We start from the raw sequence: 15,889 nt of genomic DNA on the forward strand, positions 1-15,889 counted from the left end.
GTATTGGGATTTTAATTTTGCGGCAAGCCCATGATCGTACTTACTTCTTCACTAAGTTTTTGCAGGGGTTTTGCGGTAAATAAGGTTTGTGCCAGTAGGATATGTCTGGTTTTATTATCTTTTCTCATAACCATAATGGCCTGAACCATGATGGTGATAAAATAGCTTTTTTGCTTTGAGATGAGGAAATGGTCAAAATCATCAAAACTATAGTTTACCGGAGCACTGAAGAAAAATCGTTTACGCTGTATTTCGCGGGTTTGATTATTGAATATAATGGCGCCCGTTGTACGCAGGATGCACATTATGCCTATAAAAGCAAATAAAGCAACATAGAAAAATGTCGCCTTGCTGGTGCTATATATCAATATGGCAACTATAGCTGCAACACAGCCCATAGCAAGGGTAAATAAAAGTCCCTTTTGTACTTTAAGGTTATAATTGTTTCCTTCTTGTTCGAAGTATTTAAATGCTTCCATTGTTATGATTATCTACAGTATAAAATATGCTTCAATTCCTATACCATCCGTTTAAGGTTTAACTTTAAGTTTAATCTTTGGCTAATGTTAAAAACATGCGGTGATGGCAAATACCATCACCAATTGCATGATCTTTTAAATTTTGAGGCGCATAACTTTATCTTAGTATTTACCAACAAATGAAGACTTGTCTTCGAACCATTTACCAATAAATGGAACAGGTTTTAACGCACCATTGGCCGCATTGATGATTCCAATGATCCAAAGGATGATAAATGCATAACCCACAAATCCTAAAAAGGATAAACTGGGTACTATGCCGGCAATGATGGTAAAGGCTATATTGAAAATAATACTTACAATGGCAAGGCCTAACGACTGTCTTAAGTGATATTTAAGCAAAGTATCAGCTTTATCTTTTCCGACAAAATAAGCGACTAACCAACCAATAAGGGTGATGTAAGAAACGATTGAAAGGGTTTTGTTGTCCATGATTTCTGTTTTTAGGTTGAAAAATTATTTAGGTCAAATTTGGGGTAAACCATCATCATCTAAAAGAATCTGCCGCCTACAGAGCATCTACAACATTTTGAAAAACGTCTACAATACATCTACAGCTTAATTTAATTGTCTGTATTTCAGTTTTTTATGTTGTTTTCGGTTTTTCGGATTTTGTCTACAATTACCATCAAGGCCAATCTTTATGTTAATTTTACCCAATGAAACATCAACATTTTAAAAAGATATTTCTCTTAATCATCATTTGTGCCAGCTGTTTGATGACGAGTGGGCAAACTTTGTTAGATAGTACTGCACTCAATCAGTTAAGCGATAAAGATAAACCGGCATTGCTAACGCAGCTTGCGGAGCAAAGTAGAATTAATGGCGATTATAAAGCAGCGATACGAAAAGCTCAACAGAGCGCAGCTTTAGCTTTAAGATTTAAAAATTTAGCAGAGGTTACGAAAGCCTATACCATACAGGCTAGTATATATGCCACAACCAAAAATTTTGTTTCATCAAAAAAAGCTGGCGATAGTGCATTGTTTATCGCGCAGCAATCGCGGCAGCCCATCGCAATGGCCTACGCTTATTATGCACAGGCTTTGTTCTATAATGCGATAGATAATTCGGAGCAGATTACCAAATATTGTGGACTTGCACTAAAGTTGTTGGAGAAAACAGCTGACCCTTACCTTAGCGCCAAAATATATTACCTGCTTTATATGATCAATACCCATTGGGATGATGTTAAAAATGTAAATAAATATGCGAGGGCTGCTACCGAAAATGCCCTGAAAACTACCGATTATAATCTGTTGGGCAATTGTTATACTGCGTTATCTGTTGCTGCAGATTATAATTACGCCAGCACTAAAAATCCAGTGTTTCGAGACAGTGTTATTTACTATTTAAATAAAGCCCAAAACCTTTATCAGCAATATCCTAAATATGTTGCCCGCAAAACTTATGGTATTGCCTGTATCAATAGCGCAGATTATTACCTGCGTTATTTTTCTGATACGGATGAGGCTGCAAAAGCCAATGCCATCCGCTATGCTGGATTGGCTAACGAAGTTATGAAAGGTGCCATCAACGGTGAAGAAATCAGGGCAAGCAGTTTGGGGATTTTAAGTGAATATGCCAAGAGGAACAAAAATTTTGTGATGACTGAAGCCTATCTGCAAGAAGCCTATAGCATATTAAAAACTCAAAAAGTACCTTCTTATTACACTTTAATCAATATTGTAACCGCTCTGGCTAAGTTTTATGAGCAACAGGGAAACTATGAAAAGGCCTTGGCATTTCAGAAACGGGTAACCGAATACAATAGCAGATATTTTGATGAAAAACGGACTTTAAATGCTCAAAAATTAGAGGTACAGTATGAGGCTGAAAAAAGAAACAATGAGGTAAAGCTATTAAAGCAACGCGCACAATATGCGCGGCAACAAAAGTACCTGTACATCGGTATTGCCATTGCCTCCATTTTGGGCCTTATATTTATGTTCCGTTCTTACCACTTCAGGTTAAAGTACTCTTTACAGCGCGAAAGGCAATTGCATTTAGAAAAACAGGATGCCGAACTGCTGATGAAATTCGAAAAAGAAGAGCAGGCCAGATTAAAAGCGGAGCAGCTCTTGCTGGAAAGTCAGCAGCAGCAATTGCAGAAAGAAGTAATGGCCAGTCAGTTACAGCTGGAGCACAAAAAGGAAGTGCTGTTTCAGCTTAAGGAAAAACTGAGTGATAACCAAAAGCTCAACATCAATAAAATCTGGAATGAAGAATTGATGTTGGATAATGATTTTGAAGAAGCAAAATTCCAGATTCAGCAGGTGCATCCTGATTTCTTTTCTACGTTAAACCAGAAGGCCCAGCAAAAACTTACCCCGCTCGATTTAAAACTCTGTGCCTACCTTCATTTAAAGATGGATACCAAAAAAATTGCGCAGCTAATGCATATTGAAGCCAAAAGCGTGCGTATGAGCCGTTACCGGATAAAGCAAAAATTGGGTTTGGGTAAGGATGAGGACCTGAAACTGTTTTTACAGGAAATGGTATAATATGCTTCTCCCATCAATCAAGGTGGTTAACTGAGTTAAACTGTTTTTGTATTTCGGCCAATTGGCTTTCCTTTTTATCAATAAGCTGACGCATTTCCTGTTTTTTGTTCAGTAATTGCAGCTGTTTTGCCATCGCGCTATCGCGCACCTGTGCTGTATTTGTTTTATCGTGGCTTAGCTGTTGTAGGGCAATCTCCTGTCTGTCGGAAATTTCGAATTGCTTAAGTGCGTTATAATAGCTGATCGCTGCTTTCTTTAAGTCATTTCCATATTTTATATCGTTTGTTTCCACGGCGTTTATCTTATTGATTACCGTATTAAAAGCCCTTTCTTTATCGTCAACCGCCTGCAGCGCACATTTAAAATCGCCATCAATAATACAGTGATGTTTTCTTTCGTTCGGTCCGTTTTTACCCACCATGATATTAAATACAGCCCTTTCTGAGTTTGAAAGGACTGTATGTAGCTGAACTGCCCTTTTGGATTGACAAGATGCTAAACAAAAGATCAGCAGTGTAAAAAGGATATTTCGCATAGCTTTTTTATTTTCTGTTCAGGTCTGTTATCAATAAAAGGTTATCCTTTTTTAGATTTTCAACCAGTTCCTCAACAGCTCCTATGGAAGGATTTTTTTTCAGTTCTTCTACCTCGGCATCGGTAATCCCCACCAGCTGAAGAAAGCTAAGTTCGCCATGAGGGGTTTCAATTTTTCCAAGTTCCGGATCCAATGCAAATACAAAACCCGTTATCTGGGTATCGGTATTCAGTCTTATTGGTCCATTAGCCGGTATGAAGTGGTTTTCCTCAAACCATTTACCACTTGTAAATACATACCTCGCTAAATTATTCATTACCTGGATCGCCCAGATAGGATCTTTTTCATCATCTTTAAATGGTGCTAACCTAAAGGTAAATTCAAAGCCCCACTTGGTAAATTCTCCGCCAGCTTTTTCTTCATCGTAATAAAGTTCGCTCATACCGTAGCTGATGATGTGGCGGTGAGGGCTTTGGTGATTACTATCATAAATACTCGCACCATCTATAGGGTCGGTTCCCCCAGCTACATAATGGATTCCGCATAATGGCGGATAATGCCGGGCTTCGGTAGTACCATAAATTTTTTCCAGTTGATCATCTATCGCCTGCCATCCAGGGCTATCATCTGGGTTAAACAGTTGTTTATATTGTTCAGTATTCATGATCAGGTTAATTAAGTTTAAAATGCTTTCAAAGATGCTGCCATTTTGTAATGCGAGCCATTACATTTTCACTGGGCAGCCATAACGAGCTCAGTTAGAAATGGAATTTACCTTCAAATATGCGTCCGATTAAAGGAACTGGTTTTTCTAAACCATTATTGGCAGTAACCATACCCAATAACATCAATATAAATGGAAGTAATAAAATGATATAAAATACAAAGCCCAGTGAAGGGATAATGGCCAGGATAATACTGCTTAAGATACTTAAGAGAATAGTAATAATGATAATGCCAAGCGACTGCCCCAAATGGTAATTGGCCAATGCACTTTTATCTTTCGATTTTTTAAATTCAAGATAAGAAATAATCCATCCGATGAGTGTAATGTAGGCAACTACCGCAATTGTTTTCTGTTTCATAATTTAAATTTCTAGTAAATTGAACAATACAAAATTACCTGTGCCTTTATGTTTCATCAAGAAAGGAGAACCTACACTGCGACTACCAATTTTTAAAAAGCCGTCTACAAGGAGACTACAAAAGCCGTAGAAATGGCTGATTTTCGATTAATTGTCGTAATTCTGTTGTTGTAAATGTTTCTTTATATTTTTGATTATGCAGCTACCACTGAAAAAATTACCGGTTATTTTACTCTGTCTTTTATTTTTTTTAAAAAGCGCAGAAGCGCAAAAGATCTATTTAGATTCGTTAAACCATTTGCTGGCGCAAAGCACTTCAAAAGAAGAAAAGGCTAATATCTACTGCAAACTGGCCAAGGCTAATTTTGAAAAAAACCTTCCACTATCCTTTCAACAGGCCAACGGGGCTATTAAAGTTGCAGAGGGGTTAAAAGACGGAAAAAGTAAAGCCATGGCCTATGCTACACTTGTACATTTATATGTATGGAAAAAAGATCTCAAAAGTGCTTATGCAAGTTTAGATAGTGCCCAAGTTTATGCTCAAAGAACAAAAGACCGTATTGCATTGGGCTTTGTTTGGTTTAGAAGTGGTTGGTTAGACCTCGTGAACGATGAGAATGATAAGTCGGTACCCAAGCTGCTTAAAGCCCTCGATTTTTTTAAAGGCCAGCATGTAGATGATTACGAAAGTACCATTTATCACTATTTAGCCAGTTTTTATGGCTATGGCAATGACCCTTTAAAACAGCAAAAATACGCCAGGTTGTGTTACTCGAGCGCGATAAAAAGTAAACAGATTGATTTGTTAAACAATGCTTATTTTACCATTGGACAAAGTTATTATGACCGTTTTAAGCAGGATACACTAAAACGTAATCTGCTCGACTCTGCTTTGTTGACCTATAAAAAGTCGCTTCGACTTTCGAAAGAGCAGGCTGGCCGCATGGTCACCTACAGTAATACGGCTGCAGCAGCTTTAAATACCGCCAACGCCTATTTCCAATATTATCCTGCTTCCTATCGTGATAGTGCCGAAAAATATGTTGATATCGCCATTGGAATTGCTGAAAAGACAAATTTACTTGAGGTTTTACTAAACTGCTATGGGTTAAGAAGCGAATATGCATTACGAGACGGAAACTATGATGAAGCGGAAAAACTACTCCTCACCGGATTGGATAAAATTTCGGGAGTAGTGGTGAAAATGCCGCTAACCCAGGCCAGGATATACCAGGGGCTTGCCAATATTGCTGAAAAAAAAGGTAATCAGCAGGCAGCGTTAAATTATTTAAAGCAGTATTTTAATTATTATAAAAAGGCTTTTGATGAAGAAAAAATAAACAGTACCGTTAGGATAGAGGCACAGTATCAATCTCAAAAAAATGAGCGGGAGATTGCTTATTTACAACAGCAAGCCAGGTATACCAAAAAATTGAATATATTTTATATTATTTCGGGATTAACGGGGATTGCTGCATTGCTTTTATTGCTGATGTCTTACAATTATAAACTCAAAGCATCGATCAGGAAGCAGGAACTGATTGACCAGGAAAAAAAAGCCGTAGAATTGAAGGCGCAGCTAAAAGAGGCAGAAGCGATGCAGCTTCAAACTGAGCAGGTTTTGCTAAAAGAGCGCCAGGAGCGGCTGGAGAAGGAAGTATTGGCAGGAAATTTACAAATCGAAGAAAAAAACGAACTGCTGGAGCTTATACCGGAAAAGGTAAATCCTGAAAGCCATCTTTCGCTTGATGAGCAGATTAAACGGATTGTGAACCAACAGAAAAAGATGGATAAGGTATTTGAAGAACACAAGACAGATTTTATCGAAAACAATCCCGCTTTTTTTGAACGCCTGCAGGAAAAAGCCAACCATGCACTTACCCGTCTTGATCTAAAATACTGCTCTTATATGTTGATGGGCTTGACTAACAAAGAGGTTTCTGTTCGTTTAGGTATCGAACCTAAAAGTGTACGCATGAGCCGTTACCGCATTAAACAAAAGTTGGGTTTAGGTAAGGAAGAAGATCTGAATTTGTTTTTACAACAATTGAGGTAATTATAGTTATATCCCACAAATAATGTTCTGTGTTCTGCCGCAAAACTTAGTGCGCTTATGATATTTATAAGTAGCTATCTTTTAGCCTGTTTAAAAAGACTACATTCTTACCACAAATTATTTTTTAACTGAAAGATAGAATTTATAGTTCTGATTCCTTTAAACAATTATTATCCTAAAAAAACGCAAGATTTATCAGGTTAAGTTTTTTTGTAAATGACTATTCTGGTTTCTGAACCGCGGTGCGGATGAAGACGTCCTGATCTCCCCTGGCTTAATGGGTTTATCTGATTATACAAATAAGGGTGATTATACGGTATTTTAATCCACAAAAATTTAGTTACTTCCAGTTATAAATGTCCAATCCTTTAATGGACATAATTAACCATCTACAAATATAAATTGCTCGAAAAATGATTACACTAAAACTGGAAGAAAGATTAGATGAAGTATGGAAACACTGTCAGCGGGGATTAGTTTATCCTTCGCCATTCGCCATCTTTACCACCTTTTGGGCCAAAACACAGGTCAGCCGCCAACAATTGGCTGATCTGATGGCTTCTCTAAGGAAAGAAATCAATACCCACCCCGAACTTAAAGACCGTAATACCTCTGTAATACTAGGTGTTTCTTTTAAAAACTGGGCCGCCATCTGCAATAACGATAAGTTGCCTTTGCCTAAGGGCATGCGCCTCAATTTTCCAACCGCAGCCGACCCTTATACTTCTGATGTTTTTGATGCATCAAAAGGTGTATTTGATGATACTGCGGGCGACCTTTGGTTTCACATCAAGAGCGATAGCAAAAACGCCTGCGAACTGGTGTTAGATCTGGTCATAAATTCACTTAAAGAAGTAACCAAACATTATTTTGCTCAGGACGCGGCTTCAAAATCAAATAGTAAGGATGGCAATAAAGGCAAAGTGCTGGGCTGTCGTTTCTCTGAGAACCTCAACAATCCTTCCGATCCAATTACCATTGCCAAACATACCTTAATCGGTGGCGAAGACATGGATCATTTTGGTGGTTCATTTGTATTGGCACAACGTTTTTTGATTAACTGGAACCAGATCAATATGATGACTGAAGATCAGATCGAAGACCTGATCGGACGTAAAACAGACGATACCATTATCCCTGACCGCGATTCGCGAAGTCACATCAAATCCGCAAGATTACAGGATGAACATGGTAATACTACACCAATATTGCGTTTAGGTTTACCGTTTGGCCGTGCCAAACAATCATCTGCAGGTTTCAGGGCGCCGAAATCGGTTACTGTTTCTGATGAAGAAGGCATTTATTTTGCCGGTTTTGCCAAAGAGGCTTCTATTCTTGAGAATATTATGAACAACCAGATCGGTGGCGATAAGGGATTTATGAACGACCGTTTGTTTAATCACCTTAAATCCGATCTCGGTGGTTTTTTCTACATCCCGAGTATTGAAGATCTTGAGCTGGAGAAACATCCGGATTACAGTAACAATTTTACTTATGTTGATAAAGGTGATTGGTCGAGATTTCCGGGCGTAGATTGGTCGCGTTTAGACCGCCATTACCAGGACGCGTCTGAAAATGGATTGATGTATTACAATCATCAAAATTACCTTTTTACCATGGCCACCGGTATCAACAGGCATAACCAGTATTTTAAGGTACCCAGCAACCGGATATTGAGCTTAATGGAAAATATTTTCTCATTATGGCAGGATAACTGGTACTTTAATCGTAAACAGGAAGAGATTAAAGAAGATCTCCAATATTATATCAATGCTTACCATGGCAGCGATAAACCCGCTGATATCATGAAAGAATCGATCATGATCAGGAAGGGCTGGGCGGTACGCATGAGTCTGCAATTGTTCAGCTCTCCTGAATATGGTTTCCGTGGACGTAAAATCCGCTTTCCTGATGGAAGTTTGCACGCCTATTCGGCCTTTATCGAGTCGAAGGGCGAATGTGTATACGGATCTGACACTTACCGGATTTCTCCGGAGGAAATTATTGTTGGTGCCATGCCAAACCTATCGCTGGGTGAAGGCCGTTATGTAATGAAATATCTTTCTGAAACCGAACGTATGGATGGCTTTTTAAGCAATTTAAGCGAAGCCTCAGGCGTTGGCCACGTGATACCACATTATGAAAAAGCCATACAAAAGGGTTTAAAGCAGATGATGGATGAGGTATTGGCCTACGAGCAAAAGGCAACTACAAAAGAACTTCAGGATTTTTACCGTTCTTCTTATCTTTCTTTGTTAGGTATTACCGAATACATCCTCAATTACGAAAAATTGGCGCGGAAGACTGCCGATAAAATGGCCGAAGGACAGGCCTGGGAAAAAGCCAATCTGCTGGCCATTGCAGCGCGTATGAAAAAACTCGCTACCGATAAACCCGAAACTTTTGTGGAAGCAGTTCAGTTTATATTCACTTTGCATTCCTGCCTGCACTTAAATGGTGAACCTACCGCCATTGGACGAATGGATCAGCTACTGGATCCTTTCTACAAAAAAGGCGATGTTACAGAAGATGAAGCCCAGGAAATTATTGATGCTTTTTACATTAAACTCGATGAAAAAGTACAACAGAACAGGATTTTTATGGAAGATCATCAGCCTTTTGGTAACCTGGCCATGGGTGGCGCTTCTGGGCCTTACCCACAGGGGGCATCGTTAGGGCAATGGATTCAGCAGATTACCGTAGGTGGAACTGTAGCAGATGGAACGGAAGATTTTGAGCAATCAAAACCGGCTTATAACCATGTTACAAAACTTTTTATCCGCGCATCTGGCAGGCTGCCATTAAATGCACCATGTTTATCTTTGCGTACCCGTAAAGATATTCCTAAAGATATTTTAGAAGAAGCAGCGCATGCAATCCTTTCGGGTGGAGCACATCCAATATTGCTTAATGATGAAAAAATTATAGAGGGATTGTACCACAGTGGCGATGGTGTAGGTGGAAGCCTTGCGCAGGATAATAAAAAATGGTATTCTAACGTAAGCATGCAATCGGCACAAAATTATGCCTGCGATGGCTGTTATGAACCCCAATTTCCGGGCGAGAACTGGTTCTCATTAGGTGGTTTTTCTACTCTGCAGCCTTTAGAGTGTGCTTTAAACCAAGGCAGAACTTATTCTTCAGCTGGGCAATCATATCTTTTCGGTCAAAATGTTTCTCTTAATTCGAAACCTGCTGATCAGATCAAAAATTTTGATGAACTGGTTAAAATCTATTTCCAGCATTTTGAACTGTTAAACCGAAAAGCGTTTAATGGTCAGCTAATGGGCTTTGGCGCCAATACCAAATTTTGTCCTTCACCCATACTAAACGTATTGATGGATGATTGTTTAAGTCGTGGCCTCGATTTTTACAGCGGTGGTACCAAATATAATATTTACGGTCCGTGTTATATTTCCCTGAGTTCGGCCATCAACTCTTTATATGCCATTAAAACCATGGTTTTTGATGATAAAAATGCCGTAACCACATTGCCGGAACTGTTAGAATGTTTATGCTGCGATTGGGGTTATAAAATGACCGAACCTTTTATCAGTACTTTGGCGGGCGAATCGCGTATTACCAGTCGTTCTGATCGCTTTAAACGTTTAAGGGATATTGCCTTAAGTTTGCCCCGTTATGGCCGCGGTCACCACGAAATTGATACTTTTGGTAACAACATTGTAGAAGGCATTGCCAGGATTTCGGTAGAAACCTTTACCAAACCGCTACCACAGATGTACAGTGCTTTACAAAATCTCGCCGTACGTTACGGTACCGAAGAATATCCTTTCGGGATCCAGATTCAACCAGGGGTGGGTACTTTTGAAAATCATGTAGAAATGGGTGCATGGAACGGTGCCAGTGCCGATGGACGCCGATTGGGCACTGCCGTAGCTTCAGATTTGAGTTCGGCACCAAGTCCGATGGATTTACCAATTGACCACCAATATGCAGGTTTCGAAACCTCGCTTGCGGGCTTTGAAGGAAAGGGTACCGACATGATGACTGATGGAGCGCCAACAGATTATAATATTGATGAAAATTACCCTGCCGACAAGATTGTAGCGGTTATGCAACAATTTGCACAAGGTCATTCATCGAATATCTTAACCATTACGGTAGCCAATCCGGATACTTATGGCCAGGCCGTAGGTTCGCCAGAGCAATTCGATCTGTTGCGTGTTCGTACAGGCGGTTGGTCTAACTTCTTTACTTCGGTGTTCCCACTTACACAGGATCAGCACCGCAGAAGACCTGTTTCTACGCCTGCCGTTGCTGCGCCTGCTATGGCCGATAAGAGTGGGGGAGATATCAGTAAATGCCCATTCCATCAGCAAATGGCTGTTAATTAATACTGTTTTTACCGACTAAAGTTAGTCTGGAAGATGCAACGTAGAGAGATCAATTAAAGTAGATCTCTCTACTAAATTATCTTTTTAAATTACCTTCTGCGCATCTAAACTAATTTTTGAGATTTTTTGAAAAGTCTATTTGCATTAATGTGTAAGAATAATTAGCTTTCGGCATGATCGCTACTTTTTACTCACATCATATTGGTTTCAATAAAATTACCAACATCTTAAAAGAAGTTTATCCAAAAGGAATTTTATCCGTAAGTCAGGATGGTGAAAATCACTATGCTGAACTGATTATTAAAGGTGGTTTGTTTCGTGCCGACCAGAAAATCAACATTTCATATCGCGAAAAAGCAAAAGTTTCTTACCGTTTTTCTAACGAAGATACCAGTGCATTAGCGGTTAATTTAAATGGACTCTATAATTATGTATCATCTTTACCGGCCGAGAAACCAGAGGTGAAGAATCTGTTGCTCCGTAAAATCGAGACCATTAACTGTGAATATTCATTGTGGCAGGAGGAGGGAGATACCAAAAAACTTAAACCATTGATTGAACGGTTAGCACTATCCTTCGATGCCATAATTTTTACTCAACCGGGTACTTTAATCAGCAGGTCTGATAGCCAGCATTTTGTTGATAAATATTTAAATCTGATTTTGGACGCAGATGGCCGTTCTGAGGTTGAAAAACTAGATGTTCAGATTGAAAGCAAATATTATGATGTTGATCAAAGTGGTGTGTCATCTGAACAGCTTGAACGGAAAGCAGCGAGCGAAGCCTTTCTTGTAGAGAAGAAAATAAAAGTTAACAATTATTTGCCCTGTATTGAATCTGAGGCCGAAATCACCGTCAGAACACCCCAAGAGATTGCTACCCGTGTTTGCATCCTTGCTGTTACCAATTTTGTGGCTTTTGAGGTTATTTCCCCAGAAAGTGCCATTGATTATTTGAAAGAATATAAACTTTGGGATGATACCACCCCAAATGAAAAAGATTTTCTGTTAAACCCAACTCCCGAAAAGCGAATTGCCGAAACATGGAAAAGTGAATGCATCTGGACACTCTTGTGGGCTTTGGATAAGGTAGATGAACTTGGCTTCCCTCAGGAGCTGTGTAATCTTAACGATATTACTCTTGATGAATACCCGGTAGGTGGAGATAACGATCCTAATCTTTTTATCCTTGGAGCCAATAAGAGCAAAACAGTAAAAGAACTACTTGATGCCAATGATTTATATTACCGGTTGGATTGGGCTTGCGTAGATGCACGGCTGAATGGTCAGGTTATGGCTACTGTTCAGCCCGGTGTGGTTTATGAGCGGCATTATGCATTAAATTGGCTCATCCGGTATGCAGACGCCGAATGGGATGATGTAACCTGCGATACATAGCTATTCGTTAGGGTTACACGAATTTTGAAGACTTACATTTCTGCTTTCAATTACCTACGGTTAACAGCTTCAAGAATACGCCTTAACCGTTCTGCTACAGTGGTATCACCCACAATTTTGATTACATGGCAGTTCAGGCTTTCCAGCCAACTTTCGTGGATCCCGATATTTCTACCTGTAAAAGAACGGTTTTCATATTGCGATGCCCATTCTATAAAATCAAGAAATAACTGTTGCCGTTGCGGGTCGTCATAAATGGCATTTCCATAACGTTCTATTTCTCTTTGCACGAGGCGTTCCATCCTGATTTCCTTTGGCAGGTAAAGGAAAACAGCAAGGTCGAATTGTTGTTTCCATTCCTCGCCCCAGCTTACCAGCGAGCCGCCAACGATATAGCTATCTAATAGACTTAATTCAGCTTTAAGTAACTCATTGCGTAATAAAGGGTCTCTTTTTACGGTGTACGGAACAGCAGATTTTTCCCAGAAAAAGCTATCGGTATCAAAATAAGGGATGTTGAGCTTCACAGATAAAGCGTTGCCCAGAGTGGTAGAGCCTGCACAGGATGCACCAAGGATATGGATTTTCATAGCATAAAGATATTGCAAATTGTTTTATTGAATTTAACATTCATGGCCTATAAATTGTTATCTATAGTCTACATGTCTCTACCTATCTGGCGCAAGGTATATACTTAGTTGGTACAAAGCCTGGCTTGTGCTTTTGTTAAGCTTATTGATTGTTCAATATTGGACGAAAAGTAAAATTCCTAAAGATCTTTTGATTACGGGGAATAACCATGCCATTATATCTTCTATTATAAATCCATCTTTATTGAAGCCAAGCAATAGGAAGCCTGGTCTTTACTGCATTTCGTTGAAAATCATTTAAATAGCTGATGTTGCTCACATTTTTAACATGGATTTTTTTCAAAATTTATGCTTAATAAACAGCGCACGATATGAAAAAAATCCTGGTACCCGTTGATTTCTCTCCAACAGCAGAGAATGCAGCAAATTATGCAACTGACCTGGCCTACAATATTGGGGCAAGGTTAGAACTAATCCATGTTTTTCAGCTTCCTATCGTACCACCCTTAGCAGCGTCGATGGTTTGGCCATCTGAAGAATACAGCCATATGGAAGACGATGCTAAAAAAGCCCTGGAGAAATTGCTTCATAAGATCGAAAAGAGGTACGAAGCTGCCTACAAGGATTACAGCCTTAAACCAGAAGTGTCTTCGAAACTGGTTTATGGCGAAGTGGATGATGAGGTTGGTAAGCATTTTACTGAATGTAAAATGAATCTCATTGTAATCGGCTTGAATAGTGCAAGTAAGCTCTCCAAAATTCTGGTCGGTAGTAATGCCAGAAAAATGATTGAGCGCGAAATACCGATTTTGCTCATACCTGGTGGTTATCAGTTTAAAAAACTAAAAAAAATTGCCTTCGCTACCGATTTCAGTCATACCGATATCCCCGTTTTATGTTCACTTGCCGAATTTGCAAAACCTTTTAATGCTGATATACTCATTATGCATACCGGTCATCCAGCATCGGAACCGGCAGGTTACAAACAGAAAACCGAAGATTTTTTAAATCGGGTAGCCGATAGGGTCAACTACAAAAATATCTATCACAGGCATGTAAACAGCGAGCGGGTTAAAGATGGCCTGGACTGGATCGTGGAAAATGGTCAGATCGATATGCTCGTGATGGTACATCGGAAACAAGGATTTTTTTATCGCTTGTTCAATGGTAGCTATACATTAACCATGTCTGATCATATTCAGATCCCGCTCCTGGTTTTACCACCCGAACACCGCATTCCGATGTAAAGCCTGTTGATTTCTGAAACTTAATTGTGAAATCTATTCTAAACAAAAAAATATGTATCCTAAAACAATGAAAGCCGCGGTTGTCCACCAGTATGGGGGACCGCTGGCCATAGAAGAACTGCCAGTCAGACCGCTCAATCAATACGAGGTTCTGGTAAAAGTAATTTCATGCGGTGTATGCCATACCGACCTGCACGCCTGTAACGGGGACTGGCCGGTAAAATCGAAAATGCCGTTGGTACCTGGTCACGAAGCCATCGGTTTGGTAGCCGCAATGGGGCATGATGTTAAAACTGTTAAAGAAGGAGATGTAGTTGGCGTTCCCTGGTTGTACAGTGCCTGTGGTTGTTGCGAATTTTGCCTAACATGTTGGGAAACATTATGCTACGAACAACAAAATGGCGGTTATAGTGTTGATGGCGGGTTCGCAGAATATGTAATCGCCGATTCCAGGTACGTTGCCCATTTTCCTTCGCACGTAAATTTTGCAGAAATGGCGCCGATTATCTGTGCAGGGGTTACCGTTTACAAAGGTTTGAAAGAAACTGAGGTGAAAGCAGGTGAATGGGTTGCTATATCAGGCATTGGCGGATTAGGCCATTTAGGGGTTCAATATGCAAAAGCCATGGGTTTACAGGTTGCTGCGATTGATGTTGCTAACGATAAATTGGATATGGCCAGAAAATTAGGTGCCGACATTGTGGTTAATGCACTTGAACAGGACCCAGGGGAATTCCTTAAAAAACAAACAGGGGGAATGCACGGCGTATTGGTTACTGCAGTATCGCCAATCGCTTTTAGTCAGGGGCTCTCTGCATTGCGGAGAAAAGGTACTTTGTCGCTAAACGGATTACCCCCGGGCAGTTTCGATCTTCCCATATTTGATACCGTATTAAACAGGATCACGATCAGGGGTTCTATTGTAGGTACGAGAAAAGATATGCAGGAAGCTATCGAATTCGCTGTGGATGGCAAGGTAAGGGCGCAGATTAATCATGCAAAACTGGAAGACATCAACGATGTGTTTGAACAGATGAAAATGGGAGAAATAGAGGGCAGGGTTGTTTTAGATATTTCAGGAGGCCAGTAGCAATAATTATTCAACATTAATTTTTCGAAAATGTTAGGGACATTAAAAGAAGAGGATATTGAAAAACTCCTTAAAGAACAATGTATCGGTCGTTTAGGTTGCCATGTACAGGGGATGACTTATATCGTACCCATTAATTATGTGTATAGCAATGGTAAAGTTTATGCCCATTCTGCTCCCGGACAAAAAATCAGGATGATGAGAAGCAATCCACAGGTATGCTTCCAGGCTGATCAGATTCGTGATACCTTTAACTGGAAAAGTGTGGTTTGCTGGGGTAAATTTGAAGAAATCACTGATACTTCAGAAAAACAAAATGTTTTACAGGGGATTATCCATCGGATGATGCCTTTAACCAATACACCATCTGAGCTGCCATCGCATGGCACAGGCAAAACAGATGCGCATGATGATGAAATCATCGTGTTTAAAATTGTACTGGACTTAAAAACGGGCAGGTTTGAGGTTAATGACAGGAGTAATTAATAAGT

The 15,889-nt window shown here is 39.7% G+C and carries 13 protein-coding genes; 7 read left to right on the plus strand and 6 right to left on the minus strand.

Annotation, left to right across the window (positions count from 1 at the left end; genetic code table 11):
* Window positions 1-11 precede the first annotated feature (11 nt).
* Both BM107_RS08875 and BM107_RS08880 read right to left on the minus strand, forming a co-directional pair.
* Window positions 12-479 (minus strand): hypothetical protein, encoded by a 468-nt coding sequence (locus BM107_RS08875; RefSeq protein WP_090982406.1) that lies wholly within the window; start codon window positions 477-479, stop codon window positions 12-14.
* Window positions 480-641: 162 nt separating this feature from the next.
* Window positions 642-971, minus strand: a complete 330-nt coding sequence (locus tag BM107_RS08880; protein WP_090499355.1) for a magnetosome magnetite crystal formation protein family — start codon at window positions 969-971, stop codon at window positions 642-644.
* Between the two features lie 227 nt (window positions 972-1,198).
* On the opposite strand from BM107_RS08880, the gene BM107_RS08885 reads away from it, so the two are divergent.
* Window positions 1,199-3,043, plus strand: coding sequence for a helix-turn-helix transcriptional regulator (locus BM107_RS08885; protein WP_090982408.1), 1,845 nt, complete (start codon window positions 1,199-1,201; stop codon window positions 3,041-3,043).
* A gap of 13 nt (window positions 3,044-3,056) precedes the next feature.
* Here the strand turns inward: BM107_RS08885 and BM107_RS08890 are convergent, their stop codons facing one another.
* The 3 genes from BM107_RS08890 to BM107_RS08900 form a co-directional block, all read right to left on the minus strand.
* A complete protein-coding gene (locus tag BM107_RS08890; protein ID WP_090982410.1) occupies window positions 3,057-3,578 on the minus strand; it encodes a hypothetical protein in 522 nt (173 codons plus the stop codon).
* 7 nt (window positions 3,579-3,585) lie between these two features.
* On the minus strand, window positions 3,586-4,242 hold the full coding sequence (locus BM107_RS08895; RefSeq protein ID WP_090982412.1) for a suppressor of fused domain protein: 657 nt from the start codon (window positions 4,240-4,242) through the stop codon (window positions 3,586-3,588).
* Between the two features lie 94 nt (window positions 4,243-4,336).
* Complete coding sequence (locus BM107_RS08900; protein WP_090982414.1) at window positions 4,337-4,663, minus strand: magnetosome magnetite crystal formation protein family; 327 nt, start codon at window positions 4,661-4,663, stop codon at window positions 4,337-4,339.
* A gap of 196 nt (window positions 4,664-4,859) precedes the next feature.
* Between BM107_RS08900 and BM107_RS08905 the strand changes: the two genes are divergently transcribed.
* The 3 genes from BM107_RS08905 to BM107_RS08915 all read left to right on the plus strand — a co-directional run bounded on the left by BM107_RS08905 (window position 4,860) and on the right by BM107_RS08915 (window position 12,471).
* A complete protein-coding gene (locus BM107_RS08905; RefSeq protein ID WP_090982416.1) occupies window positions 4,860-6,719 on the plus strand; it encodes a LuxR C-terminal-related transcriptional regulator in 1,860 nt (619 codons plus the stop codon).
* A 413-nt stretch (window positions 6,720-7,132) separates the two neighbouring features.
* Window positions 7,133-11,074 (plus strand): Dyp-type peroxidase, encoded by a 3,942-nt coding sequence (locus tag BM107_RS08910; protein ID WP_090982418.1) that lies wholly within the window; start codon window positions 7,133-7,135, stop codon window positions 11,072-11,074.
* A gap of 173 nt (window positions 11,075-11,247) precedes the next feature.
* A complete protein-coding gene (locus BM107_RS08915; protein ID WP_090982420.1) occupies window positions 11,248-12,471 on the plus strand; it encodes a DUF4272 domain-containing protein in 1,224 nt (407 codons plus the stop codon).
* Window positions 12,472-12,521: 50 nt separating this feature from the next.
* Here BM107_RS08915 and BM107_RS08920 read toward each other — a convergent pair whose 3' ends face one another.
* Window positions 12,522-13,061 (minus strand): P-loop NTPase family protein, encoded by a 540-nt coding sequence (locus BM107_RS08920; protein WP_090982422.1) that lies wholly within the window; start codon window positions 13,059-13,061, stop codon window positions 12,522-12,524.
* A gap of 371 nt (window positions 13,062-13,432) precedes the next feature.
* Here BM107_RS08920 and BM107_RS08925 point away from each other — a divergent pair, with 371 nt between their 5' ends.
* Genes BM107_RS08925 through BM107_RS08935 form a run of 3 tightly spaced genes read left to right on the plus strand, consistent with a single transcriptional unit; the run spans window position 13,433 to window position 15,884 of the window.
* Window positions 13,433-14,308, plus strand: coding sequence for a universal stress protein (locus BM107_RS08925; protein ID WP_090982424.1), 876 nt, complete (start codon window positions 13,433-13,435; stop codon window positions 14,306-14,308).
* 52 nt (window positions 14,309-14,360) lie between these two features.
* Window positions 14,361-15,398, plus strand: coding sequence for an alcohol dehydrogenase AdhP (gene adhP / locus BM107_RS08930; RefSeq protein ID WP_090982426.1), 1,038 nt, complete (start codon window positions 14,361-14,363; stop codon window positions 15,396-15,398).
* 30 nt (window positions 15,399-15,428) lie between these two features.
* On the plus strand, window positions 15,429-15,884 hold the full coding sequence (locus BM107_RS08935) for a pyridoxamine 5'-phosphate oxidase family protein (protein WP_090982428.1): 456 nt from the start codon (window positions 15,429-15,431) through the stop codon (window positions 15,882-15,884).
* Window positions 15,885-15,889: the final 5 nt, after the last annotated feature.

Origin of the sequence: Pedobacter suwonensis (genome assembly GCF_900111825.1) — a bacterium.
Classification (GTDB): domain Bacteria; phylum Bacteroidota; class Bacteroidia; order Sphingobacteriales; family Sphingobacteriaceae; genus Pedobacter; species Pedobacter suwonensis.